Below are 24484 nucleotides of genomic sequence, written 5' to 3'. Positions count from 1 at the left end.
CGAATTCCCGGATTATCGCGGGGAAAGGCCGGTGCTGCCGCGGACGATGAGACGTGTGGGAAGCAGGATCTCGCGGCGTTCCTGATGGACGCCGTCCAGCCGGTCCGTGGCCGCCTGGACGGCGAGCCGGGCCTGCTCCAGCGGTAACTGGCTCACGGTCGTGAGGGCCATGCGGGGGTGCCGCGCCATGAGGCTGTCGTCGAAGCCGGCCACCGACACGTCGGCCGGCACCCTGCGGCCCCCGCTCTCCAGCGCCTCGATCAGCCCCAGCGCCGTGCGGTCGTTGAACGCGACGATGGCGGTGACGCCCGCGCCGGAGTCGAGGTGCCGCAGCGCCTCGGCACCGTGACGCTCGGTGAGCCCTCCGGGCAGGACGACGGCCTCGAGCCCGTGGCGCAGGACGGCCGCCTGGTAGGCGTCCCGCCGGACGGCGGAGATGGGCCCCGGTCCGCCGTCGACGTGCGCGATGCGCCGATGGCCGAGCGCGACCAGATGGTCGACCACGTCGGAGATGCCCTGCTGGTCGTCGGCGCGGACCACGTCCACGTTCGGCAGGTCGAGCGGGCGTCCTACGCAGACCGTCGGGACGTCCTGGATGAGGTCGGCCAGCTCGCTCTCGGGCATCGTCGGCCCCAGCAGCAGGAGCGCCTCGCACCGGAAGTCGATGAGCGTCTCGATGGCCCGCCGCTCGTCGTGGGTGGCGGTCATGGCCCCCAGCACGGTCTCGTACCCCGCGGCGTCGACCGTCGACTGGATCTCCTCGGCGAGCTCCCCGTGGTAGAGGTTGCTGGGAAGAATGGTCACGCCGATGAGCCGCGTCCGCCTTTTGGCGAGCAGCGTGGCGTTCCTGTCCTTGCGATATCCCAGGCGTTCGGCGACGGCCAGGACGCGCTTGGTCGTGGCGGCGCTCGGTCCCGCCGAGCCGCTGAGCACCTTCGAGACCAGGCCTTTGGACACGCCGGCGGCGGTGGCGACATCAAGGATCGTGGGCCGGCGGCGCCCTGGCCGGGGCGGTGTCGGAGCGGTGTGGTCGGCCATGTGGTCACCATAATGCCGATGGCTTTGTCAGCACAAACCCTTGACATATGCCTGTAACAAGTCGCATGCTCGGCGCATTCACTTAAACCGGTTTCCAAACCGGCTGTGCGGGCGGTTTACGCGATGCGGACGCCCCTATTCAGTTACGCCCATGATCCAAGGAGCTGGCATGCCCAACGACCACATCGGCGTCGCCGTCATCGGTGCCGGGATGGCCGGAAGATCGCACGCCGCCGGCTATCGCGGCGCCACGACGACGTACGGCCCGGGTCTGCCCGATGTGCGGCTGGTGGCGATCGCCGACGTGAACGAGGACTTCGCGCGGGAGACCGCGCGCCGGTTCGGGTACACGCGGGCGGAGACGTCCTGGCAGGCCGTCGCCGAAGCCCCCGACATCGACGTCGTGAGCGTGGTGGTCGCCAACCATCTGCACCGGGAGGTCGTCGAGGGACTCCTGGCGGCGGGCAAGCACGTCCTGTGCGAGAAGCCTTTCGCGCCGACCGTCTCGGAGGCCGAGGCCATGGTGGCCGCGGCCAGGGCAAGGCCGGAGCTGCGGGCGGGGGTCGGCTTCACCTTCCGCCGTTCGCCCGCGATCGCGGCGGTCAAGCGGCTGGTCGACGACGGGTCGACGGGGCGGCCGATCCACTTCAACGGCCACTACTGGTGTGACTACGGCGCCGACGCCTCGGGGCCGATGAGCTGGCGGTACAAGGGCGGCCCCGGCTCGGGCGCGCTCGCCGACATCGGCAGCCACCTCGTGGATCTCGCCGAGTTCCTCTGCGGCCCGATCCGGTCCGTCCGGGGGACGACGCTGTCGACGTTCATCACCGAGCGCGCGCTGCCGCTGGGCGCCGCGGTCGGGCACGCCGCTGCGACACTGAGCGACGAGCGCGAGCCGGTCGAGAACGAGGACCTGGTCACCTTCACCGCGACGTTCGCATCAGGGGCCACGGCGACGATGTCCGCCTCCCGCGTCGCGCTCGGCCTGGCGAACTCCCTCGGTTTCGAGCTGTTCGCCGAGAACGCCGCGGCGACCTTCGACCTGCTGCGGGCCGGCGAGTTCGGCTACATGGACCGCGCGGTGGAGGGGCCCACCAAGGGCTACCGGCAGGTGGCCGTCGGCCCGGACCATCCCTACCTCACCGGTGGCCTGCCCATGGACTTCCCCGGGGTCGGATACGGGCAGAACGACCTGTTCGTCTTCCAGGCCCGGGCGTTCCTGGAGCAGGTGGCCGGGCTCGACCGGCTGCCCAGGGTGCCCTCCTTCGAGCACGGGCTGCACAACCTCCGGCTCCTCGCCGCCATCACCGAATCGGCCCGCAACGGCGGAGCCGAGGTCAAGATCTCACAGGAAGAGAACCGATGAAGCTCGGCGCCTACACCGCGTGCCTGCACGACAAACCGCTGCCCGAGGCTCTGGCCATCCTCAAGGGGATGGGCCTGGACAGCGCGGAGATCAACTCCGGCGGGTTCATCCCGGAGCCGCACCTCCCGATCGACGACCTCTTCGGCAGCGAACAGGCCCGCCAGGACTACCTCGGGCTCTTCGCCGAGCAGGGGATCACGCTCACCGCGCTCAACTGCAACGGCAACCCCCTGCACCCGAACCCCGTCGTGCGGGAGAAGCACGCGAACGACCTCCTGCGGTCGCTGGAACTGGCCTCCCTCCTGGGCGTCAAACGCGTGGTCACCATGTCGGGCACGCCGGCCGCCAGCGCCACCGGGACCAACCCGGCCTGGAACGTCCTGCCCTGGGACAGCGCCTACCTCGACGTACGGGACTACCAGTGGAACGAGGTCGCGATCCCGTTCTGGAAGACGGTCCAGTGGCGGGCGGCCCACTTCGACGTCAAGGTGGCGATCGAGATGCACCCGCACAACGTCGTCTACAACCCGGCGACGCTGGAACGGCTCGCCGAAGAGATCAACGCGACCCACGTCGGCGCCGAGATGGACCCCAGCCACCTGTTCTGGCAGGGCATCGACCCCGTGGAGGCGGTCGATCACCTCGGCTCGCTGGTGTACAACGCCGCAGCCAAGGACACCAGGATCAACCCGGCGGCGCGGGTGAACGGCGTCCTCGACGACCGATTCGGCCGGGTCCTCCCGGACGAGCCCGGCGCCGTCGGCCTCGGCGGGCCTTACACCCTGTCCCGCTGGCCGCAGAACTCCTCCTGGGACTTCGTCGCCGTCGGCCGCGGCCACGACGTCACCTGGTGGACCGCCTTCCTGCGGGCCCTGGAGAAGGTGGACCCGGACATGGCCGTGAACATCGAGCACGAGGACCAGGAGCTCGACCAGCTCGAAGGCCTGGCCGCCGCGGCCAAGACCCTGCTCGAGGCCGCGGGCCGCTAGACCGTGGAACGCCGAGCGATCCGCACCGTCTGTCGCGTCGGCACCACCAGCGCCACGTCCCCGGCCCGCTTCACGTGCATCGGCGCGACCCGCTGTGAACGCGTGAGCGCGCACCCAGTCCCGCGATCGGCCTTGCCGGTCGCCATCCGACATACCCCCCCGATATATCGCGCGCTCCGACCGAGACATCTGTCGCGCCGGCGCATCACACGAAGGAGTACCGCAACCATGGAAGGCACCCGAACCCGGCGGCGTCCACCCGGCCTCCCCGGTCTCACCAGCGGCCCCAAGCGCCACAGCCGCCTCCCGCTGACGGCGATCGGCCTGTTCGCCGCCCTGGTCCTGACCGCCTGCGCCAGCGGCAAGGCCACCACCGGCGCCACCAGCCAGCCCGCCGCCGGTGCTTCCAGCGCCGCCGCGAACACCGCCGGATCCGGTGGCGGGAAGGTGTCCCTGTTCGTCATCGGCGGCAAGTCCGACGACCCGTTCTGGTCCGCGGTCAAGCGCGGCGCGGACGACGCCGCCAAGGTCGTCAAGGCCAACGGCGGCAACGTGACCTGGCTCGGCCCGCAGAACTACGACAACCTCGGCCCGGACGCCGCCAAGCTCATCCTCAGCGCGAAGAGCCAGGGCGCCACCGCCATCATCGGCGCCGACTGGGTCCCCGAGGCGCAGAACGACGCCTTCAAGGCCGCATCCAGCGGCGGCGTCCCGGTCTTCCTGTTCAACGCCGGCGGCGCCGAGCAGGCGAAGAACGTCGGCGCGCTGACCTACACCGGCTCCGAAGAACAACTGGCCGGCAAGGCCGGCGGCGAGTTCTTCGCCAAGAACGGCGCCAAGAACGTCCTGTGCGTCAACACCCTTCCCGGCGCCGTGAACACCGAGGCCCGGTGCAAGGGCGTCGCCGAGGGCATGAGCGGCGGCGGCGGCAAGTCCACCCAGTTGCCGCTGCCCTCCTCCAACTTCGGCAACCCGACAGCCGTGACCCAGGCCATCAAGTCGGCCCTGCTCAAGGACGACTCCATCGACGGGGTCGTCACCATCAGCACCGGAGACGCCGACAGCTCGGCCGCCGCCATCGAGCAGGCGGGTGGCGGAGCCAAGATCAAGCTCGGCACGTTCGACATGAACGAGGCCCAGCTCAACCGCATCAAGGCCGGCAAGCAGCTCTTCTGCATCGACCAGCAGCCCTACCTCCAGGGCTACCTCGCCGTGTCACAGGCCTACGCCTACAACGCCTACGGGCTGCTCATCTCGCAGAACACGCTGCTGACCGGGCCCGCCATCATCAACGCCGGCAACGTCGACGCCGCGATCTCCGGTGTCCAGGCCGGCGTCCGCTGATCCGCCCGGCACCGCCCGTCACTCCTTTGAGGTGAAAGAGCAATGACCGTCCAGATCTCCGACACGGCCCGCCCGGCAGCGGCCGGGACGTCGTCGGGACGTTCCCTGCGCAATCTGACGTACCGTCCGGAGGCCGGCGCCCTCATCGGAACCTTGGGGGTCTTCGTCTTCTTCGCCATCTTCGGCGGCGCCCACTTCCTCGCCTCCGCCGGCACCGCGGCCTGGCTGAACGTCGCCGCCGAACTCGGCATCATCGCCCTCCCGGTCGGCCTGCTCATGATCGCCGGCGAACTCGACCTGTCGGTCGGCTCCGTGCTCGCGGCGAGCTCGATGACCCTGGCCATCGTCTCGGGCTACTGGGGCGCCCCGATGATCCTCGGCATCGTGCTCGCCCTCGGTGTCGGCGTGACGGCGGGAGCGCTCAACGGGCTCATCGTGACGCGGACCAACGTGCCGTCGTTCGTCGTCACCCTGGCGACCCTGTTCGGGATGGCCGGGCTGACCCTCGGACTGTCCCGCGTGATCACCGGTACGACCAGCGTCGCCCTCAACCCGGACCCGGGGTCGAAGGCGGTCTTCGGCACCCTCATCGCGGGCCAGTTCGAGGTGGCGATCCTGTGGTGGATCGTGGTCGCGCTCGGCGTCGGGTGGATGCTCCAGATGACCAAGTACGGCAACTGGATCCTCGCCGTGGGCGGCGACAAGGAGAGCGCCCGCGCGGCCGGAATCCCGACCAACCGGCTCAAGATCGCGCTGTACACCGGGAGCGGGTTCGGCGCCGCCCTGGTCGGCGTGATCCAGACCATCCTCTACAACGGCGCCCAGGTCGCCAACGGGCAGTCGTTCGTCTTCAACTCCATCATCGCGGTGGTGGTCGGCGGCGTCCTGCTGACCGGCGGCTACGGGTCCGTCGTCGGGGTCGTCTTCGGCACACTCACCTTCGCGATCGTCAACCAGGGCATCTACTACACCGGGTGGAACTCCGACTGGGCGAGCTTCATCCTCGGCGTCCTCATCCTCGCCGCCGTCCTCATGAACAACACGTTCCGCCGGCTGGCGCTGTCGTACGCGCCGCGTTCCGGAAAGAAGGCCTGATCATGACCCAGCCACTCCTTCGCCTCACCGACGTGGGCAAGTCGTTCGTCGGCACGAACGCGCTGGCGGACATCTCCCTGGAGGTGCACCCGGGCCAGGTGCTGTGCCTGCTCGGCGACAACGGCGCCGGCAAATCCACGCTGATCAAGATCCTGTCCGGCTTCCACGCCCCCACGTGCGGCACCATCGAGGTGGACGGGCGGCCCGTCGTCTTCAAGAGCCCGCGCGACGTGAGCGCGTACGGGATCGCCACGGTCCACCAGTTCGGCGGCACCTTCCAGCTCATGACCGTCGGCCGGTCCTTCTTCGTGGGCGTCGAGCCCACCAAGGGCTGGGGCCCCTTCAAGCGCTTCGACAAGCGCCTGGCCGGCGAGATCGCCGTCCGGGAGATGCAGTCCCTCGGCATCACCCGGGTGACCGACGGCAAACGGCTCGTCGGAAGCCTTTCCGGCGGCGAGCGCCAGGCCCTGGCCATCGCCCGGGCCGTCTACTTCGGCGCCAACATCCTCATCCTCGACGAGCCGACCGCCGCGCTCGGTGTCAAGGAGGCCACGCACGTCCTGAGGATCATCATGCAGGCCCGCGCGAAGGGCGTCGCGGTCATCTTCGTCACCCACAACGTCCTGCACGCCATGATGGTCGGCGACCACTTCGCGGTCCTGATCCACGGCCGCAAAGCGGACGACTTCCACAAGGGCGAACGGACGCGCGAACAGATCACGGATCTGATGGCGGGCGGCGAGGCCATGGCGGACCTGGAAGCGGAACTCGCCGACCTGGCGGGGAGCTGACATGAGACTCGCCCTCGACCCGTACATGCTGCGGTCCGTCCCGCTGCTGGAACTCCCCGGCGTCGTGGCCGAGCTCGGCTACGAGTACATCGAGTTGTCGCCGCGGGATGATTTCATGCCGTTCTTCCTGCATCCCCGGGCGGACGACGCGAGAGTCAGGGCCTTCAAGCGGGCCCTCGACGGCGCCGGCGTGCGGGTTGCCTCGATGCTGCCGCTCTACCGGTGGTCCGGCCCCGACGAGGACGAGCGCGAGGCCGCCGTCCGCTACTGGAAACGCGCCATCCAGATCACCGTCGACCTGGGCTGCACCGTCATGAACAGCGAGTTCAACGGCCGCCCGGAGCAGGCGAGCCTGTCGGAGGCGAAGTTCTGGAGGTCCATGGAGGAACTGCTGCCGATCTTCGAGCGCGAGGGCGTGCAGCTCCGCCTCGAACCGCACCCGGACGACTTCGTCGAGGACGGCAAGATCGCCGCCGACATGGTCCGCGGCATCAACTCCCCGCTCGTGTCGTACCTGTACTGCGCCCCGCACACCTTCCACATGGGCGGCGACCTCGCCGGGATCATGCGGTACGCCGGCGACAAGCTCACCCACCTGCACGTCGCCGACTCCTACGACCACACCGGCTCCAGCGGCCTGCGCTACATCACCAACCCGCCCGGCAACCCCGCCCGGGTCCACCAGCACCTCGACATCGGCCAGGGCGAGGTCGACTGGGACGAGTTCTTCGACACCCTCGCCGCCATGGACTTCGCCCGCACTCCCGACGCGATCATGACCGTCTGCGTCTTCGCCTGGGAGGAACGCGCCCGCGAGTCGAGCGTCTTCATGCGCGAGGAGATCGCCAAGCGCACGGCGAACTGGTGACCGCTCAGCGTCCTGCTGTGCAGCGCAGCAGGACGCTGCCCGAATCGTCGAACCGGCGGGACAGCCCGCCCGACAGTCTGGACGCGCTGGGCGCGCTCATGGCCCGGACCCGCGGCTGGTCGAGGCGGCGCGTGTGCTCGCCGCCGGCGCGGCCGCCCGGGAGAGCATGGGCTGTCCACGCCACCCCGTGGATCAACCCGCGCACGACACGGCGGTGGCTTATGTCCGCCGCGCCCGGGGCACCCGCGCCCGGCCGCCGACCGGCTGGGCCAGCCTCACGCCCACCGAGCTGAACGTGGTCCGGGCTCGTGGTGGAGGGCCTGAACAGCCCCGAGATCGGCGCCCGGCTGTTCATGAGCCGCGACACGGTGAAGATCCACCTGTCACACGTGTACGTCAAGCTCGGCGTCGGCAACCGGACGGAGCTGGCCACGCTGGCCGGCCCTCGGCTGGTCTGACTCCCGCGACGGGGCGTCAGCCGCAGTTGTCCCACTTCTGACGGCCACCACTGGCGACGGCCGGGTCGTGACCGAGCGGCTTGATCGTGCCCCAGAACTTCACGCACCTGCCCTGGGCCCAATACTTCACCGGGCCCGCGTAGGACTTGAAGTTGCCCTTGTCCCTGCGCACGATCGGGTCCTGCTTCGTGTCCTTGATCGGCTTGGCCATGATCGTGAGCTCGGCGCTGACGGGCGTCTTCGTGCCGACGAAGCTCGACTTGATGGTGACCACGCAGTTGTAACCGTTGCTGCGGTTGTAAAGCAGGTAGACCGTGCCGTACTTGCGGCCGCTCGAGGTCTTCACCGGCTGCGTGCCGCCGGTGATGCGCGCGTAACCGGAGCCGCAGATGCTCTCCGGGCTCGCCGCCGCAGCGGCGTTCGCGGGGAGCGCGACGACACCGCTGAGACAGAGTGTCGCCGTGAGGAGGACTGCCTTTGCCGGCATTCGCACCTGATCGTCCTTTCGTAGCTCTTGACCAAAGATCTCGACAAGCATGCCCGAAATTTGGTTATCGGTCCAGGCGTTAGGGACGAACAGCAGGTGACACGCGCCGTTGGTCTTCTGGCCAGGAGAGATCGGCGGCCGTCGTCCGTGCCTTCGCCCGCTGAGCCCGCACGCGTGAAGACCTCCGAGCTGGGCGGCGAATCCGTGGCGCTCGGTGCCGTACGACTGGCGCTCGACCACGTCGAGTACGCGCTCTTCGGCGGGGCGACGTGAGGTCTCATGCGCCGATCGGTGCGCCATTTCGATGGAACACACGACGGATGGCGGATGATCGCGAGGGGTGCCGACCGTGAGGATGGGCGCCATGGATCCCGAACTGGAAGCCTTCATCCCGTTGTTCCCCTCAGCCGATCTGACCGATCCGGTCACCGCGCGCAAGAACCTCGCCGAACTGGCCGGCGCGGCACCGGCGGCGGACACGGCGGGAATGGAGATCGAGGACCGGTTGGTGCCCGCCGATCCGGACGTGGCGGTGCGGATCTATCGCCCGCGCCAGGCACGGGACGCCATCGTCTGGCTGCGCGGCGGCGGATTCGTCATGGGCGACCTGGACACCGAGCACCCGTGGGCGTCCCGGCTCGCGGACAGCTCCGGCGCGGTGGTGATCTCGGTGGGCTACCGCCAGGCGCCCGAGCATCGGTTCCCGGCCGCGCTGAACGACGCCTACGCCGTACTCACCTGGACGGCCGAGCACGCCGCCGAGCTCGGCATCGACGCCGGGCGGATCGCGGTCGGCGGTCACAGCTCAGGCGCGGGGCTCGCGGCCGCGGTGGCGCTGCGGGCGCGCGATGAGCAGGGCCCGCCGATCCGCTTCCAGCTGCTCAACCAGCCCGAGCTCGACGACCGCCAGGAGACCTGGTCGGCACGGAACTTCACCGACACGCCCTGGATGACCCGCGACAAGCTCACCGCGACGTGGCGGCACTATCTGGGCTCCGCGCCCGCCTCGCAGTACGCCGCCCCGGCACGGGCCGACGACCTGTCCGGCCTGCCACCCGCCTACATCGCCACCGCGGAGCTCGACCCGCTCCGCGACGAAGGCATCGGCTACGCGATGCGCCTGCTGGAGGCGGGTGTGTCGGTCGAGCTGCACCAATGGTCCGGCACCTTCCACGGGTCGCAGGCGATCCCGTCCGCCGAGGTGTCACAGCGGCAGCTCGCCGAACTCTCCGGAGCCCTGCGCCGTGCCCTGGCCGAGTGAGGCGATCGAGATTGACCGAGACGAGATTGACCGAGACGAGATTGACCGAGATGAGATCGACGACGACGGGAATGCGATGACAACCACTGAGCTTGCCGATTCCACGGCGGGACAGAGCATGGCAGGGCTGCTGCGCCCTCATCTCGGGAGTTTCGCCGCCGTCATGGTCCTGCAGGTCATCGGCGCTGTCGCGGGTCTGGCGCCGTTGCTGGCAGTCGTCGAACTGGGTCGGGCTCTGTTGTCGCCCGGCCCGATCGATCAGGGCCATGTCTGGTTCGTCGTGATCGCGGGGGCGGCCGGGTTGTTCGTCCGGCTGCTGTTCACGGCCGCGTCGTCCGGAATCGGGCACCTGCTCGACGGCCAGGTGCAACTGTCGTTCCGCCGGCAACTGGCCGCGCGGCTGGGGCGCGTACCGATCGGCTGGTTCTCCCGGCGCCGGACCGGCGAGCTGGCGAAGGTGGTGGGGGAGGACGTGAGCGCCGTGCATCCGTTCATCGCCCACACCCCCGGTGACCTCGCCTCCGCGTTCGTGGTGCCGCTGGTGTCGCTGATCTACTTGTTCGCCGTCGACTGGCGGCTCACGCTGATCACCCTGATACCGGTAGGGCTGGCCGTGGGGCTGGTTCCCCTGATGATGACCCCGGCCCGGCTGCGTGAGCAGGAGGAGTTCGACGCGGCCATGGGACGGATTTCGAGCTCCGTCGTCGAGTTCGTGCAGGGTATCTCGGTGGTCAAGGCGTTCGGCGGATCCGGGCGCGCCCACCGTAAGTTCCGCACCGCCGCGGACGACTTCGTCGGCATCTTCTACCGGTGGGTGCGTGGCATCTCCGGGATCGCCGCCGGGATGCAGCTGGTGCTGTCGCCGCCGTTCGTGCTGCTGGTCGTGCTGATCGGCGGCGCGGTACTGATCACGGCCGGCGCCATGGCCCCGGCCGACCTGCTGCCGTTCCTGCTGCTGGGGCTGGGCCTGACCGCTCCGGTGGCGGCACTCGGCCACGGCTTCGACGACATGCAGGCCGCCGGGCGCGCGGTCGGACGGATCCGGGACGTGCTCGACGTACCGTCGCTTCCGGAGCCCGCCCACCCGGTCGCGCCACACGGACACCGGGTGGAACTGCGTGATGTTCGGTTCGGTTATGGAGCCGATCACGAGGTGCTGCGCGGGATCGACCTGGTGCTCGAACCGGGGACGGTCACCGCGATCGTCGGGCCGTCGGGAAGCGGGAAGTCCACGCTGGTTCAGCTGTTGCCGCGCTTCTTCGACCCCACCCACGGTTCGGTCGTCCTGGGCGGTGTCGATCTGCGCGAGATCGGCAGCCGGGAGCTCTACCGGACGGTCTCCTTCATGCTCCAGGACGTTCGCCTGCTGCGCGCGTCGGTCGCGGACAACATCGCGCTGGCGGTGCCGCAGGCCGACTTCGACGACGTGGTTCGCGCCGCCCGGCTGGCCAATATTCATGATCGAATTCTCCGGCTGCCGCGCGGATACGACTCGGTGATCGGTGAAGACGCCGGACTGTCGGGTGGCGAGGCGCAGCGGATCTCGCTGGCACGCGCGCTGCTCGCCGACACGCCCGTACTGGTGCTGGACGAGGCGACCTCCTTCGCCGACCCGCAGACCGAACAGGCGGTGCGCCGGGCCCTGGCGACGCTGGGCGGCGATCGCACGATTCTGGTCATCGCCCATCGCCTGGAGACGGTCGCCGACGCCGACACCGTCGTGGTGCTGGAGAACGGGTCGATCGTGGAGCGTGGCAGGCCCGCCGAGCTGCTGGCACAGGACGGGAGGTTCGCCGCGTTCTGGCGATCCCACCGATCGGCGATCGCCGACGAGATCGACACCCATGGTGGCGTACCGCAAGGAGACGAACCCCGATGATTCGAATGCTGCTGCGCGTGCTGGGACACGAGTACGCCCAGCCGGTGCGCCGCACCGTGGCCCTGATGACGGCGACCGCGGTGGTCGAGGGCTTGTCCTACGCACTGCTGGTTCCCGTGCTGCGGGCGCTGTTCGGGAGCAGCCCCGCGGACGCGCGGCCCTGGTTGATCGCGTTCGGGGCCGCGGTCGCGGTCTACGCGGTGCTGCGCTATGTCAGTGATCTGTCCGGTTTCCGCGTCGGGACCACGCTGTTGCGCGGTATGTATCACCGCCTCGGCGATCATCTGGCCCGGCTGCCGATCGGCTGGTACAGCGCCGGTCGCGTCGGGGAGGTCTCCGTCATGGCCGGCCGTGGCCTCCTGCAGGCGATGAGCGTGATCGCGCACCTGCTGGCACCGTTCATCTCCGCTTGTGTGACGCCCCTGACGATCGTCGCCGTGATGCTCGCCTTCGACGGGCGGTTGGGGCTGGCCGCGTTGGTCGCCGCCCCGATCGTGGCGGCGATCCAGATCTGGACGGGACGCTCGACGGCCGCCGTCGATGCGGAGAGCGCCGACCGCGGCCGGGAGGCCACCGGGCGAGTCATCGAATATCTCCAGGCCCAGCCGGTGCTGCGAGCCGGCGGCCGGAGCGTTGAACGCTTCCGGTTGCTCGACGACTCGCTGCGTGAGGTCCAGCGCGCCTCCCGCCGTTCCACGCTGTCGGTGCTGCCCGGCGTCGTGGGCCTGACGCTCACGGTGCAGGCGATGTTCACCGTGCTGCTGGTCCTGGGGGCCTATCTCGCGCTCGGCGGGAGTATCGGCGCGGCGGAGGTGCTGGCGATCCTGGTGCTGGCCGCCCGCTGCGCCGATCCGCTGCTGTCGCTGGCGGAGATGGGCGGCAAACTGCGCGGCGCGCGTTCCGAGCTGGCCCGGCTCGACACGGTGTTGCGCACCGAGCCGCTGCCGGAGCCTCGCGAACCGATCCAGCCGGTACGCCATGACGTGGCGTTCGAATCCGTGGCCTTCCGGCACGGCGACCGTACGGTGATGGACGACGTGTCGTTGTCCGTGCCGGCGGGACAGCGGCTCGCCGTGGTCGGGCCGTCGGGTGCCGGTAAGAGCACCTTGCTGCAGTTGCTCGCGCGGTTCTACGACGTGGACGCGGGCGCGGTGCGTCTGGGAGGTGTGGACGTACGCGCGATCAGCACGGAGGTGTTGATGGCGCGGCTGGCCATCGTCTTCCAGGACGTCTATCTCTTCGACGGCACGATCGAGGAGAACGTGCGGCTCGGCCGCCCCGACGCCGACGAGGCCGAGGTGCGGGCGGCGGCGACCGCGGCGCGGCTGGACGAGGTGATCGGGCGACTGCCCGGCGGATGGTCGGCGAATGTCGGCGAGGGCGGCGCGCTGCTGTCGGGTGGCGAGCGCCAGCGTGTCTCGATCGCGCGAGCGCTGCTGAAGGACGCGCCCGTCGTCCTGCTGGACGAGGTGACCTCCGCGCTGGACCCGGTGAACGAGGCGGCGGTCCACGAAGGCATCGAACGCCTGATGGCGGGCCGGACGGTGGTGATGGTGGCGCACCGGATGCGGACCGTCCAACGCGCCGATCGGGTCGTCTTTCTGGACGGGGGCCGGATCGTCGAGGAAGGCAGCCATGACGAACTGCTGCGCCGCGGCGGTCGCTACGCCGCTTTCTGGGAAATGTCCATGGCGTCGGTAGCGAAGTCCTGAGGGACCTCGGCAGCCGTCCTGGCCGAACGGCTGCTCAAGGTCCTTTGGTACCGTCGCCGGGCTCAGCGGCGCAGGGCGGTCTCCCGTTCGATCCGTGACAGCTTCTCGGGATTGCGCACGGCGTAGAGGCCGGTGATGAGCCCGTCGTCGATGCGTACCGCCATGACGGTGTTGACCTCGCCGTCGACCCGGAGAATCAGCGCCGGATAACCGTTGACCTGGGCCGGCCGCAGCGACGCCGCGGCGCCCCACCTGCCCAGCCCGGCGGCCAGTACGTCAGCCACCTGGCCGGCTCCCACGACGGGCTCCAGCGCGGCCTGCACGACGCCGCCGCCGTCACCCAGGAGGACGACATCCGGCGCGAGCAGGTCGAACAGGCGTTGCAGATCGCCCGTCTCGACCGCCCGCTGGAACGCCGCCAGCGCGTCCCGCGTCTCGGCCGGGGAAACGACTCCCCGCGGACGACGCGCCGCCACGTGCGCCCGCGCCCGGTGCGCGATCTGACGCACCGCCGCCGGGCTCTTCCCGACGGCCTCGGCGATCTCGTCATAGGCCAGATCGAACACCTCACGCAACACGAACACCGCCCGCTCGGTCGGCTGCAGCGTCTCCAGCACCAGCAGCATCGCCATCGAGACACTGTCGGCCAACTCGACGTCCTCGGCCACATCGGGCGCGGTCAGCAACGGCTCGGGCAACCACGGCCCGACATAGGACTCCCTACGCCGGCCCAGCGCACGCAACCGGCCGAGCGCCTGCCGCGTGACGATCCGGACCAGATACGCACGCTGATCCCGCACCTCACCCAGGTCGACCCCCGCCCACCGCAACCAGGTCTCCTGCAGGACATCCTCGGCATCGGCGGCCGAGCCCAGCATCTCGTAGGCCACGGTGAACAACAGATTGCGATGGGCCACGAACGCCTCCGTGGCGGGATCCGGGCGATCGTCCCGGCCCAGCTCCCCACCGCGATCTTCAGGCGCGGTCTGCGACATGCCGGCCATGGATGACTCCTGTTCACTCTCGACTGTGTCACCCACCAGATGCCGGCCACCGCCGTTTTGTGACACCGATCCTTGTGGCGCACGTCACATGGCCGTGCTGTCACAAGGTTCGGGTCGTCGGCATCTTGTGTTCGTTCAGTGCAACGGAAGGAACGTCATGAGTTCAGAGCTTGAAATCCTTCGCCGTGACTTCGGTGACGACATCATCGAACCGGGCGGAACGGAGTACGAATCGGCCAGCCGCTCGATCTTGGCTTCCGGCAGTCCGGCCTATGTTCTGCGGCCCAAGACCGTCGCGGACGTGCAAGCAGCAGTCGGATTCGCCGCCGGCACAGGGCTTCCGCTGTCCGTACGAGGCGGCGGCCACAGCTTTCCGGGCTTCGGCACCAACGACGGCGGCGTCGTGATCGACCTCAGCCGCCTCGCGAACGTGGAGATCCTCGACAAGGAACGTCATCTCGTCCGGATCGGCGGCGGCGCCACCTGGGGCCAGGTCGCGGCAGTTCTGGCCCCGCACGGCCTGGCGATCTCCTCGGGCGACACCAGGAGCGTCGGTGTCGGTGGGCTGACGTTGACCGGTGGCATCGGCTGGAAGGTCAGGAAGTACGGCCTGGCCCTGGACAGCGTGGTCGCCGCAGAGGTGGTCACGGCCAACGCGGAGGTCGTGCGGGCGAGCGCGGAGGTGAATCCGGAGCTGTTCTGGGCGATTCGCGGTGGCGGCGGCAATTTCGGGATCGTGACCGCCTTCGAGTTCGCGGCGCACCCGACGACAGACGTCTTCTACGGCAAGATCGCTTTTCCGGCATCGGAGGCGGCCACCGTGCTCCAGGGTTGGGCGGATTATCTCCGTACCGCCCCCGAAGAGCTCACCTCCATCGCGAGCTTCGCCAATCCCTTCGCCGGCGGACCCGAAGCGCCGGTCGAGATCCAGGTCGCCTTCGACGGCGATGATCCGGAGCTCGCGGCCGAGGCGATCGACCCGATCCGCCGGCTCGGCACGGCGATCGACGACGACGTCGCGCTGAAGCCCTATGCGGACACGCTCGTGGATGGCGCGACCCCGCCGCCGGGCATTCAGCTGGTCACCCGAAGCGCCTTCGTCGACAAGGAATCGGTGTCCGAGGCCCTGCGGATCCTCACCGAGGTCGGGGCGTCGGCGGGGTCGCCGTTCATCGCCGTTCGCAGCGTCGGCGGTGCGGTGTCCCGAGTCCCCGACGACGCCACCGCCTACGCGCACCGCCGAGCGGAGTTGATGTTCGTGTCCACCGTCGCGGGTCCGCAGCCGGTCGTCGAGGCCGCTCGACCTGCTCTGGAAGCGATCTGGGGGAGACTCGCACCGCACGTCAACGGCGCCTACGCGAACTTCCTCGCTGCAGCCACCGAGGAGGATGTCGCCGCGATCTATCCAACGGCGACCTATGAGCGGCTCGCGGCGGTCAAGCGTCAGTACGACCCCGGTAATCTGTTCGCCCGCAACCACAACGTCCGGCCTCGGTAAGTCGTGCGGACAATGAGTGATCTACAATGTAAAGCCGGACTCAAGGGGCGAGGCTGATGGTGGCGGGGATGCCCTGGCGGGTCATCTTCGCGTAGGGGCACAGCGTGCTCGCCTGGCCAAGCAGCTCGGCGGCCGTCTCGAGGGCGACTCCGGGCCAGGTCACGACGAGGTCGGCGCTCAGCTGGTAGCCGCCGTCGGCGGGGTCACGGCCGAAGGCGACGGTCGCCTCCACGGTGATCGGTTCGGGGTCGAGGAGGTGCCGGCGGGCCAGCAGGCTGAGGGCGCCGTGGAAGCAGGCGGCGTACCCGGCGGCGAAGAGCTGTTCGGGGTTCGGGCCGGTGGTGTCGCCGCCCAGTTCCCCCGGCATCCGGAGCTCCAGGTCAAGGGCCTCGTCGGCGGAGCGGGCCCGGCCGGTGGCCCGGCCGTGGGCGGAGCTGCCGCCGGTCACGGTGACGCGCGTGGTGTAGAGCGGTTTGAACGCGGAGCCGCTGTAGTCGTGCTCCGTGGACAATCTCGGATCGTTCACCAGTACGCCTTTCGGTGGCACGCCAGGGGGGACGCCGGTCATGAGCGGTGCCAGCGCCGCAACTTGTCGGGGTTCAGCACGATCCACACCGCGGTGACCTCCGTTCCGGCGACGCTCACGCCGACCACCGCCACGGCCTGGCCCGCCCGGCGCAGCACCAGACCCGTCCGGCCGTTCACGGACGCGACGGCCACATCGGTGCCGGGTTGGCCGGTCAGCAAGGCTGTGACGAACCGGGCGACCGCGTCCGCGCCGTGGGTCGGGTGGATGGCGGCGCGTAGTTTGCCGCCACCATCGCTCACGACCATCGCATCCGTGGCCAGGACCGCCCGCAGCGCCGCGGTGTCTCCCGTGCCACAGGCCGCGGCGAACCGGCGCGCGACACGATCGTGTCTGATCAGCATCGCTTGGCGCGACCGGCCCTGGTGATGTGCCCCCTCGCCGGCCCGGCACATCACCAGGCCGGTGAGCGGCTCGGCCCGACGTGCTGGAGTGTCGGTGACGGGCGCCGCGGCCAATAGCGGTACGCCGGCAGGTGCGTGCGTCGGGGTGGCAGTGGCGAGCAACTCCAGGCAGATGCCTCCGGCGACCCGCGTCAGCCAGGCGCGCGGCACCGCGATCCCGGCGCGCTCCGCATCGCCGAGGGCGTACCAGCGGCGGTAGGTCTCTTGAACGATTCGGTCAGCCGTGATCTCCGAGCCGAACATCCACAAGGCGATCTCCAGCAGGTGCTGCCGTTCATCGAGCATCTCCGCCAGCGTTCCGGCGCTCACCTCGGTCATCTCCTGCCGCCCTGGTAGCCGGGGGAGTACGCCTGCGACCGGCGCGGCTTCGCCTTGCTCCAAGCCGCGAAATCGGCTTGGCCGCCGGTCCACAGGGTCGCCCACACGATGTCCTCTGTTCTGTCGGTGTCGACAGCTAAGACCGGATAGCCAGTCCTGTTGTGACGCGGCCGTCTTGGGCGGCTAGGCCCTCTTTAGTGGGTGGCGAGCCCGTGATCGTGTGAACGTGTCGAGTTTGGCCGGATTGACGATCCACATGAGGTGATGGATGCCCTGCGGCGAAGCCTCGATAGTGAGCAGCGCGACACCGGTGCGGCCGCCGGGGACGAGCACGCCGGGACGCCCGTTCGCTTCGACCCACGTGAAGTCGGCGCCCGGCCAGAACCGTGGCGCGAACGCGGCGATGAATTTCGCCACGCGGGGGCCGCCCACCAGGGGGAACCGCGCTGCCCCTCTGATGCCGTCGCCGTCGGAGGAGCTGACGACGTCCGCGGCGAACAGGTTTTCGAGCGCGGCGACGTTTCCGGTCTGGGCGGCGGTGAGGAAGGCCGTCAGGAGACGCCGGTGTTCGATCTTGTCGATGGGCTCGCGCCGTGCGGCGGACACGTGCTTGCGGGCCCGGCTCACGAGCTGGCGGACGTTGGCCGGGCTGAGCTGGAGGATGTCCGCTATCTGCGCGTACGGGTAGACGAAGGCCTCACGCAGGACATAGGCGGCCCGTTCGGTGGGGGTCAGTCTTTCGAGCAGGAGCAGAAAGGCGAGTTCGAGTGCTTCGCCGCGTTCGGCGCCGATCGTGGGGTCGGAGCTGGTGTCGACGGGTTCGGGGAGCCAGGGCCCGATGTAGGCCTCGCGTCGCGCTCGGGCGGATTGCGCGACGTTGATGGCCAGGCGGGTGGTGATCAGCGCCAGGAAGGCCGAGGGGTTCTCGATGGTCGAGCGGTCGGTGTTCTGCCAGCGCAACCAGGTTTCCTGCACGATGTCCTCGGCTTCCGCCGCGCTGCCGAGCATCCGATAGGCGATGCCGAACAGGCGCGGCCGCAGCACGACGAAGGCGGAAGCGGCCTCTTCGAGGTCGCTTGCCTCTTCCAGCGATTTCGAACGCATGGTTACCCCCCGCCTTCGCTGTGCTGTCAACTTTTCCACATCGATTCAGCCGGTCGACGTGGGGGTGTCACGCCTCGGCGCTCGGCCCGGGCGGCGGGCTGTCCTCCAACACCTCGACCGCGGCGAGCAGACCCCGCTCGCCGATCTCCTCACGCTCGGCGTCCGTCGGGTCGAACAGCCAGTCGGAGATCGGCAGTGCCATCTCCTCCTCCGGACGGCTCGCCACAGTCTCCGTCAGTTCGATCTCGACCTCGACCTTGAGCTCGTACAGAACATCGTTCTCGCGCTCCGGAACTGTCATCTTCTCTCCATAGGTGGCTTGAGTGGATGTCCGGCAGGCCGGCTGACCACGTGCATCAGCGGCAGGGTCGGCGCGGTCTGCCATGCGGTCGATCTCGGCCTGGGTTCAGTGGTCGCCGGGTGGCTGTCGGACATGGGGATCACCTGCGTGAGGACGGGCTACTTCTTGGTGGCGTTCCGGCCGGGCCAGTCGCGATAGCGGATCTGGCCGAGGGTGGCGCCGTCATCCGGCACCAGCGACCGCTCGAGCAGTTCCTGTCCGAAGTAGTGCGCGTGCGGGTCGGTGACCACCTCACGCGGATCGCCCCAGGAGGCCAGCACCTCACGGAAGAACTCGTCCATCCGGAACTGCTCGGGCCCGCCGACCTCGACCCTGCCGTTCAGCGGCGCTCCCACCGCGACCCTGGCGACCGCCTGCGCGACGTCGTCGCCGGCCATGGGCTGGAAGAGGACGGGCGGCATCCGTACCTTGTCGCCATCCGTGGCCTCGTCGGCGATGCTCCGGACGAACTCGAAGAACTGGGTGGCATGCACGAGCGAGAACGGGATCGGCGATTTCTCGATCAGCTGCTCCTGGGCGATCTTCGCCCGGAAGTAGGCGTTCCCGGGCGGGCGCTCCGTGCCCACCACCGACAGCGCGACGTGGTGCCCGACGCCGGCCGCGGCCTCCGCGGCGAGCAGGTTGCGGGTGGAGGTCTCGAAGAACTCCAGTACGGCGGCCTCCTCGAACGACGGGGAGTTCGACACGTCGATCACCACCGACGCGCCCGCCAGCACCTTGGCCAGCCCTTCGCCGGTGAGCGTGTTGACGCCGGTATTCGGCGACGCCGCCACCGCCTCGTGACCGTGCTCGCCCAGCTTCTTCACGAGCTTCGACCCGATCAGGCCGGTTCCGCCGATTACCACGATCTTCATGGCAGCTCCTTTCTGTCCGCCGGGGCAGCCGCTGCCAACCGGTCTCCAGCTAAGACCGGACAGCCTCCGGGCTTGTGACAGCCGGCTGCTAAATTTTTCTCAGCCTGCGGGCGATGCCATGGACCTTGCTCTGAACGTGCCCATTGACCTGCGGCGATGCATCGGCAGTCCGTGATGGCCGCGACCACGCCGATCCGGGACGTCGCGAGGGAACGACAAGATGTCACATCTTCCGATCCCCGACGGTCCATAAGTAGACATACTGAGCAGACGGGGGAAGCGATCTTGGACGTCTATGAGGCGGTAACGAGCCGACGGGCGGTGCGCGGATTCACCGACAAGGTCGTCCCGAGGGAGGTGCTGGAGCGCGTGCTGTCCGCCGCGGCTTGGTCGCCGTCCGGCTCGAACCTCCAGCCCTGGCACGCCTACGTGGTGATCGGTGAGCCGCTGGCCGAGCTCAAGAAGCGGGCCGGCAAGCGAGTGGCCGCCGGTGACCCCTGGGACGAGCGGGAGTACGAGATGTACCCGTCCGCACTGAAGTCCCCATACCGCGAGCGCCGATCCGCCTTCGGCGAGGAGCGCTACGGCGCACTCGGCATCTCGCGCGAGGACTGGGAGTCGCGCCAGCGGGCCGCTTCGGCGAACTGGGACTGTTTCGGCGCGCCCGCCGCCCTGTTCTGCTACATCGACCGCGGCCTGGGCCTGCCCCAATGGTCCGACCTCGGCATGTATCTGCAGACGGTCATGCTGCTGCTCCGCGCCGAAGGGTTGCACAGTTGCCCGCAGATGGCGTGGTCGGTGTATCGCAAGACCGTCGCCGAGATCGTGTCACCTCCGGATGGGCTCATCCTCTTCTGCGGCATGTCGATCGGGTTCGAGGACGTCACGGTGGATTACATCCGTACGGGTCGGGCGCCGCTCAACGAAACGGTCACGTTCGTCGAGGGCTAGCCAGAGGCGCGGGGGTGCGGCACCGGCGAGTCATCGTTCCGCCAGGTCAGGCACCGGTGGCGGCTGGGCGGCAGGGGCGGAGCCGGTGGCGGTCTGGGCCAGGAGCGCGCCGGACAACACGATCAGCCCGCCCACGATCTGGAACACGCCCAGCGTCTCCCCGACCAACGACCAGGCCACGATCGCGCCGCCGATGACCTCCAGCGACGCCACAGTGGCGCCCACGGCCGCCGACAGCCGCCGAACGGCGTTCACCCCCAGGATGTACGCCACCACGGTCGCGACCAACACCATCCACAGGTACGCCACCAGCAGAGGCAACCGCTGAGCACCCGCTGCCGGCGTGACGGACACCGTCAACGCCTTCCACGGCAGGTCCCAGGGCCGCGCGAACGGGATCAGCGCCACGGCCGCCCCCGCCATCCCCCAGGCGATGAGCCCGAGCGGATGCACGTCGTCGCCAAAGCTATCGTTCATCAGGAAATATCCGGCTGAGCACGCCCCGGCCAGCTACAGCCCGACGAACGGCAACCTGGAGCGCGGGATCCGCAGCGCCTCCGGCCTGGTCAAGGCCAGCACGGTCACCAGCGACAGCCCGGCCCCGGCCATCCGCGCCCAGACGGCTTCGATCGGCGTCAGCCCGGCGGCGTTGAGGTATTTCGCCAGCGGCCCCGAGAACGCGAAACACCCCGAGGACACGAACGCGAGCGCGAGCCCCGCGTACCTCACACCACACCACCCGCATCGTCATGACCGTCCAGCGGCTTCGACACTGGCATGCCCGGACTTACGGCCGCAACGAAATAACGCCAGGCGGCCTCGTTCCGCTCCGAGGAAGCCGCCCGACCCGGACCTTCCCGACCACGCGGCGAGGACGGCCGTCCTCGCCGCGTCCCTTCGTCAAGTCCCGCCGGTTGGCGACACCTGAGCAGACGACCCGTCGCGGGTCGCGCATGGGGACCGTCAGATCTCTTCCACGCTGCTCGGCTCACGCCGGGACAGATCGATACCGAGCTCCTCCGCCGCGCGGAAGACGTCCTCGTCGGAGTCGCGTAGCTCGATGGACATGCCGTCGCTGGAGAGCACCTCGACGTTGAGGCACAGCGACTGCATTTCCTTGATGAGGACCTTGAAGGACTCCGGGATGCCCGGCTCGGGGATGTTCTCGCCCTTGACGATCGCCTCGTAGACCTTCACGCGGCCCAGGACGTCGTCGGACTTGATCGTCAGCAGCTCCTGGAGCGCGTAGGCGGCGCCGTACGCCTCCAGAGCCCAGACCTCCATCTCACCGAAGCGCTGGCCACCGAACTGGGCCTTACCGCCGAGCGGCTGCTGGGTGATCATGGAGTAGGGGCCGGTCGACCGGGCGTGGATCTTGTCATCGACCAGGTGGAGCAGCTTCAGGATGTACATGTAGCCGACCGCGACCGGATAGGGGAACGGCTCGCCCGAGCGACCGTCGAACAACCGTGCCTTGCCGCTGCTCTGCACCAGACGATCCCCGTCGCGGTTGGGGATGGTGCTGTTGAGCAGCCCGACGATCTCTTCCTGATGGGCGCCGTCGAAGACCGGCGTGGCCATGTTGGTGCGCGGGGCGACCTTCTCGAAGCCCTTGTCACGCAGCCGCTCGGCCCAGGCCTCCTGGACGCCGGAGATGTCCCAGCCGCGGGCGGCGATCCACCCCATGTGGTTCTCCAGCACCTGGCCGACGTTCATTCGGCCGGGCACGCCCAGGGGGTTGAGGATGATGTCGACCGGGGTGCCGTCCTCCAGGAACGGCATGTCCTCGACCGGCAGGATCTTGGAGATGACACCCTTGTTGCCGTGCCGGCCGGCCAGCTTGTCGCCGTCGGTGATCTTACGCTTCTGGGCCACGTAGACGCGGACCAGCTCGTTGACACCCGGTGGCAGCTCGTCGCCCTCTTCGCGCGAGAACACGCGCACGCCGATGACCTTGCCCCGCTCGCCGTGCGGCACCTTCAGCGAGGTGTCGCGGACTTCACGGGCCTTCTCACCGAAGATCGCGCGCAGCAGCCGCTCCTCCGGGGTCAGCTCGGTCTCGCCCTTCGGAGTGACCTTGCCGACCAGGATGTCGCCGTTGACGACATCGGCGCCGATGCGGATGATGCCGCGCTCGTCGAGGTCGGCCAGGATCTCCTCGGAGACGTTGGGGATGTCCCGGGTGATCTCCTCAGGGCCCAGCTTGGTGTCGCGGGCGTCGACCTCGTGCTCCTCGATGTGGATCGAGGACAGGACGTCGTCCTGCACCAGCCGCTGGGACAGGATGATCGCGTCTTCGTAGTTGTGACCCTCCCATGGCATGAACGCCACCAGCAGGTTCTTGCCCAGCGCCATTTCGCCACGGTCGGTGCACGGACCGTCCGCGATCACTTCCCCGGCCTCCACCCGGTCGCCCTCGGCGACGATGGGCTTCTGGTTGACCGAGGTGCCCTGGTTGGACCGCTTGAACTTCGCCACCCGGTAGGTCGTCCGTGTGCCGTCGTCGTTCATGACCGTGACGTAGTCGGCGGAGACCTCCTCGACCACGCCCGCCTTCTCGGCGCTGATCATGTCGCCCGTGTCGGTCGCGGCACGGTATTCCATGCCGGTGCCGACCAGCGGCGCCTCGCTCTTGAGCAGCGGCACCGACTGGCGCATCATGTTGGAGCCCATCAGCGCCCGGTTGGCGTCGTCGTGCTCCAGGAACGGGATCATCGCGGTGGCCACCGACACCATCTGGCGCGGCGAGACGTCGATGTAGTCGACCTCCTCGGCCCGGGCCAGCTCGGTCTCGCCACCCTTGGTGCGGACCAGGACGCGAGCCTCGGCGAACGAGCCGTCGGGGTTGATCGCGCTGTTGGCCTGCGCCTTGACGAAGCGGTCTTCCTCATCGGCGGTCAGGTAGTCGATCTGTTCGGTCACCCTGCCGTCGACGACCTTGCGGTAAGGCGTCTCGATGAAACCGAAGGCGTTGAGCCGGGCGAAAGAGGCGAGCGAGCCGATCAGGCCGATGTTGGGGCCTTCCGGGGTCTCGATCGGGCACATCCGGCCGTAGTGGGACGGGTGCACGTCACGAACCTCGAAGCCGGCCCGCTCACGGGACAGACCACCGGGCCCCAGCGCGGACAGACGCCTCTTGTGCGTCAGGCCGTCGAGCGGGTTGGTCTGGTTCATGAACTGCGACAGCTGCGAGGTGCCGAAGAACTCCTTCATGGACGCCACGACCGGGCGGATGTTGATCAGGGTCTGCGGCGTGATCGCCTCGACGTCCTGAGTGGTCATCCGCTCGCGCACGACGCGCTCCATGCGGGCCAGACCCAGGCGGACCTGGTTCTGGATGAGCTCGCCGACGCTGCGCAGGCGGCGGTTGCCGAAGTGGTCGATGTCGTCGACCTCGACGATGACCTCACGGTCGCCGGCGCCCGGCATCGACTCCTCGCCCGCGTGAAGGCGGACGATGTACTCGATCGCGGCGACGACGTCCTGTTCGGTCAGCGTGCCCTGAGTGATCTCAGAATCGGCTCCCAGCTTCTTGTTGATCTTGTAACGGCCGACTTTGGCGAGGTCGTAACGCTTGGGGTTGAAGTACAGGTTCTCCAGCAGGGTCTGCGCGGATTCCTTGGTGGGCGGCTCGCCCGGACGCAGCTTGCGGTAGATGTCGAGCAGCGCGTCGTCCTGGCCGGCCGTGTGGTCCTTCTCCAGGGTGGCGCGCATCGACTCGTACTGGCCGAAACGTTCGAGGATCGCCTCGTTGGTCCATCCCAGTGCCTTGAGAAGCACGGTGACGGCCTGCTTGCGCTTGCGGTCGATACGCATACCGACGCTGTCACGCTTGTCGATCTCGAACTCGAGCCAGGCACCCCGGGATGGGATGACTCTGCAGCCGTAGAGGTCCTTGTCCGACGTCTTGTCGACATTACGTTCGAAGTAGACGCCCGGGGACCGGACGAGCTGCGAGACCACGACACGCTCGGTGCCGTTGATGATGAAGGTGCCCTTCGGCGTCATGAGCGGGAAATCGCCCATGAACACCGTCTGGCTCTTGATCTCGCCTGTGGTGTTATTGATGAACTCCGCCGTGACGAACATCGGGGCGGAGAAGGTCATGTCCTTGTC

At 68.9% G+C, this 24484-nt stretch carries 24 protein-coding genes; 12 read left to right on the top strand and 12 right to left on the bottom strand.

Annotation, left to right across the window (positions count from 1 at the left end; genetic code table 11):
* Positions 1–12: 12 nt before the first annotated feature.
* Positions 13–1038 (bottom strand): LacI family DNA-binding transcriptional regulator, encoded by a 1026-nt coding sequence (locus AB0B91_RS19140; RefSeq protein WP_358320888.1) that lies wholly within the window; start codon positions 1036–1038, stop codon positions 13–15.
* Between the two features lie 169 nt (positions 1039–1207).
* On the opposite strand from AB0B91_RS19140, the gene AB0B91_RS19135 reads away from it, so the two are divergent.
* From AB0B91_RS19135 to AB0B91_RS19110, 6 genes are all read left to right on the top strand, one after another.
* Positions 1208–2404, top strand: coding sequence for a Gfo/Idh/MocA family oxidoreductase (locus AB0B91_RS19135; RefSeq protein ID WP_358320885.1), 1197 nt, complete (start codon positions 1208–1210; stop codon positions 2402–2404).
* Positions 2401–3393 carry a sugar phosphate isomerase/epimerase gene (locus tag AB0B91_RS19130; protein ID WP_358320883.1) on the top strand — a complete coding sequence of 331 codons (993 nt, stop codon included), beginning with the start codon at positions 2401–2403 and terminating at the stop codon, positions 3391–3393. The genes AB0B91_RS19135 and AB0B91_RS19130 overlap by 4 nt, the downstream gene beginning before the upstream one ends.
* A 228-nt stretch (positions 3394–3621) precedes the next feature.
* Positions 3622–4737, top strand: coding sequence for a sugar ABC transporter substrate-binding protein (locus AB0B91_RS19125; RefSeq protein ID WP_358320879.1), 1116 nt, complete (start codon positions 3622–3624; stop codon positions 4735–4737).
* Between the two features lie 42 nt (positions 4738–4779).
* A complete protein-coding gene (locus tag AB0B91_RS19120) occupies positions 4780–5832 on the top strand; it encodes an ABC transporter permease (protein ID WP_358320877.1) in 1053 nt (350 codons plus the stop codon).
* A gap of 2 nt (positions 5833–5834) precedes the next feature.
* A complete protein-coding gene (locus AB0B91_RS19115; RefSeq protein WP_358320874.1) occupies positions 5835–6623 on the top strand; it encodes an ATP-binding cassette domain-containing protein in 789 nt (262 codons plus the stop codon).
* Between the two features lies 1 nt (position 6624).
* Positions 6625–7491 (top strand): sugar phosphate isomerase/epimerase family protein, encoded by an 867-nt coding sequence (locus AB0B91_RS19110; protein ID WP_358320872.1) that lies wholly within the window; start codon positions 6625–6627, stop codon positions 7489–7491.
* Positions 7492–7495: 4 nt separating this feature from the next.
* Here the strand turns inward: AB0B91_RS19110 and AB0B91_RS19105 are convergent, their stop codons facing one another.
* Positions 7496–7696: a hypothetical protein gene (locus tag AB0B91_RS19105; protein ID WP_358320870.1), complete on the bottom strand. Its 201-nt coding sequence runs from the start codon at positions 7694–7696 to the stop codon at positions 7496–7498.
* 103 nt (positions 7697–7799) lie between these two features.
* Here AB0B91_RS19105 and AB0B91_RS19100 point away from each other — a divergent pair, with 103 nt between their 5' ends.
* Positions 7800–7949: a helix-turn-helix transcriptional regulator gene (locus tag AB0B91_RS19100; RefSeq protein WP_358320867.1), complete on the top strand. Its 150-nt coding sequence runs from the start codon at positions 7800–7802 to the stop codon at positions 7947–7949.
* A gap of 16 nt (positions 7950–7965) precedes the next feature.
* Here AB0B91_RS19100 and AB0B91_RS19095 read toward each other — a convergent pair whose 3' ends face one another.
* Positions 7966–8442 (bottom strand): hypothetical protein, encoded by a 477-nt coding sequence (locus AB0B91_RS19095; protein WP_358320865.1) that lies wholly within the window; start codon positions 8440–8442, stop codon positions 7966–7968.
* Between the two features lie 358 nt (positions 8443–8800).
* Here AB0B91_RS19095 and AB0B91_RS19090 point away from each other — a divergent pair, with 358 nt between their 5' ends.
* The 3 genes from AB0B91_RS19090 (at position 8801) to AB0B91_RS19080 (ending at position 13288) form a co-directional block, all read left to right on the top strand.
* Complete coding sequence (locus AB0B91_RS19090; RefSeq protein WP_358320862.1) at positions 8801–9697, top strand: alpha/beta hydrolase; 897 nt, start codon at positions 8801–8803, stop codon at positions 9695–9697.
* Between the two features lie 76 nt (positions 9698–9773).
* Positions 9774–11576 (top strand): ABC transporter ATP-binding protein, encoded by a 1803-nt coding sequence (locus AB0B91_RS19085; RefSeq protein WP_358320859.1) that lies wholly within the window; start codon positions 9774–9776, stop codon positions 11574–11576.
* Positions 11573–13288 carry an ABC transporter ATP-binding protein gene (locus AB0B91_RS19080; protein ID WP_358320856.1) on the top strand — a complete coding sequence of 572 codons (1716 nt, stop codon included), beginning with the start codon at positions 11573–11575 and terminating at the stop codon, positions 13286–13288. Before AB0B91_RS19085 ends, AB0B91_RS19080 begins: the two co-directional genes overlap by 4 nt.
* A gap of 62 nt (positions 13289–13350) precedes the next feature.
* Here AB0B91_RS19080 and AB0B91_RS19075 read toward each other — a convergent pair whose 3' ends face one another.
* Positions 13351–14283, bottom strand: a complete 933-nt coding sequence (locus AB0B91_RS19075) for an RNA polymerase sigma-70 factor (protein ID WP_358322182.1) — start codon at positions 14281–14283, stop codon at positions 13351–13353.
* Positions 14284–14449: 166 nt separating this feature from the next.
* Here AB0B91_RS19075 and AB0B91_RS19070 point away from each other — a divergent pair, with 166 nt between their 5' ends.
* A complete protein-coding gene (locus tag AB0B91_RS19070; protein ID WP_358320853.1) occupies positions 14450–15790 on the top strand; it encodes an FAD-binding oxidoreductase in 1341 nt (446 codons plus the stop codon).
* A gap of 40 nt (positions 15791–15830) precedes the next feature.
* Here AB0B91_RS19070 and AB0B91_RS19065 read toward each other — a convergent pair whose 3' ends face one another.
* The 5 genes from AB0B91_RS19065 to AB0B91_RS19045 all read right to left on the bottom strand — a co-directional run bounded on the left by AB0B91_RS19065 (position 15831) and on the right by AB0B91_RS19045 (position 19417).
* Entirely contained in the window at positions 15831–16316 is a 486-nt protein-coding gene (locus tag AB0B91_RS19065; RefSeq protein WP_358320850.1) for an Ohr family peroxiredoxin, read from the bottom strand.
* Positions 16317–16354: 38 nt separating this feature from the next.
* The gene (locus AB0B91_RS19060; protein WP_358320847.1) at positions 16355–17098 is read right to left on the bottom strand and encodes a hypothetical protein; all 744 of its coding nucleotides are present in this window, start codon (positions 17096–17098) and stop codon (positions 16355–16357) included.
* Positions 17099–17281: 183 nt separating this feature from the next.
* Positions 17282–18202, bottom strand: coding sequence for an RNA polymerase sigma-70 factor (locus AB0B91_RS19055; RefSeq protein WP_358320844.1), 921 nt, complete (start codon positions 18200–18202; stop codon positions 17282–17284).
* Between the two features lie 67 nt (positions 18203–18269).
* Entirely contained in the window at positions 18270–18503 is a 234-nt protein-coding gene (locus tag AB0B91_RS19050) for a hypothetical protein (protein WP_358320842.1), read from the bottom strand.
* A 158-nt stretch (positions 18504–18661) separates the two neighbouring features.
* A complete protein-coding gene (locus AB0B91_RS19045; RefSeq protein ID WP_358320839.1) occupies positions 18662–19417 on the bottom strand; it encodes an SDR family oxidoreductase in 756 nt (251 codons plus the stop codon).
* Positions 19418–19702: 285 nt separating this feature from the next.
* Between AB0B91_RS19045 and AB0B91_RS19040 the strand changes: the two genes are divergently transcribed.
* A complete protein-coding gene (locus tag AB0B91_RS19040; RefSeq protein ID WP_358320836.1) occupies positions 19703–20368 on the top strand; it encodes a nitroreductase in 666 nt (221 codons plus the stop codon).
* Positions 20369–20398: 30 nt separating this feature from the next.
* Here the strand turns inward: AB0B91_RS19040 and AB0B91_RS19035 are convergent, their stop codons facing one another.
* The 3 genes from AB0B91_RS19035 to rpoB all read right to left on the bottom strand — a co-directional run.
* Entirely contained in the window at positions 20399–20878 is a 480-nt protein-coding gene (locus tag AB0B91_RS19035) for a DMT family transporter (protein WP_358322179.1), read from the bottom strand.
* Positions 20879–21097, bottom strand: a complete 219-nt coding sequence (locus AB0B91_RS19030; RefSeq protein ID WP_358320833.1) for a hypothetical protein — start codon at positions 21095–21097, stop codon at positions 20879–20881.
* A 234-nt stretch (positions 21098–21331) separates the two neighbouring features.
* Positions 21332–24484, bottom strand: a 3153-nt coding sequence (rpoB, locus tag AB0B91_RS19025; RefSeq protein ID WP_358320830.1) for a DNA-directed RNA polymerase subunit beta, incomplete at its 5' end; no start/stop codon positions are given.

The organism is Nonomuraea sp. NPDC049141, from assembly GCF_040648415.1.
Taxonomy (GTDB): Bacteria; Actinomycetota; Actinomycetes; order Streptosporangiales; family Streptosporangiaceae; genus Nonomuraea.
The sequence above is the reverse complement of the archived record's forward strand: the minus strand, read 5'-3'. Positions and strand labels throughout refer to the sequence as shown.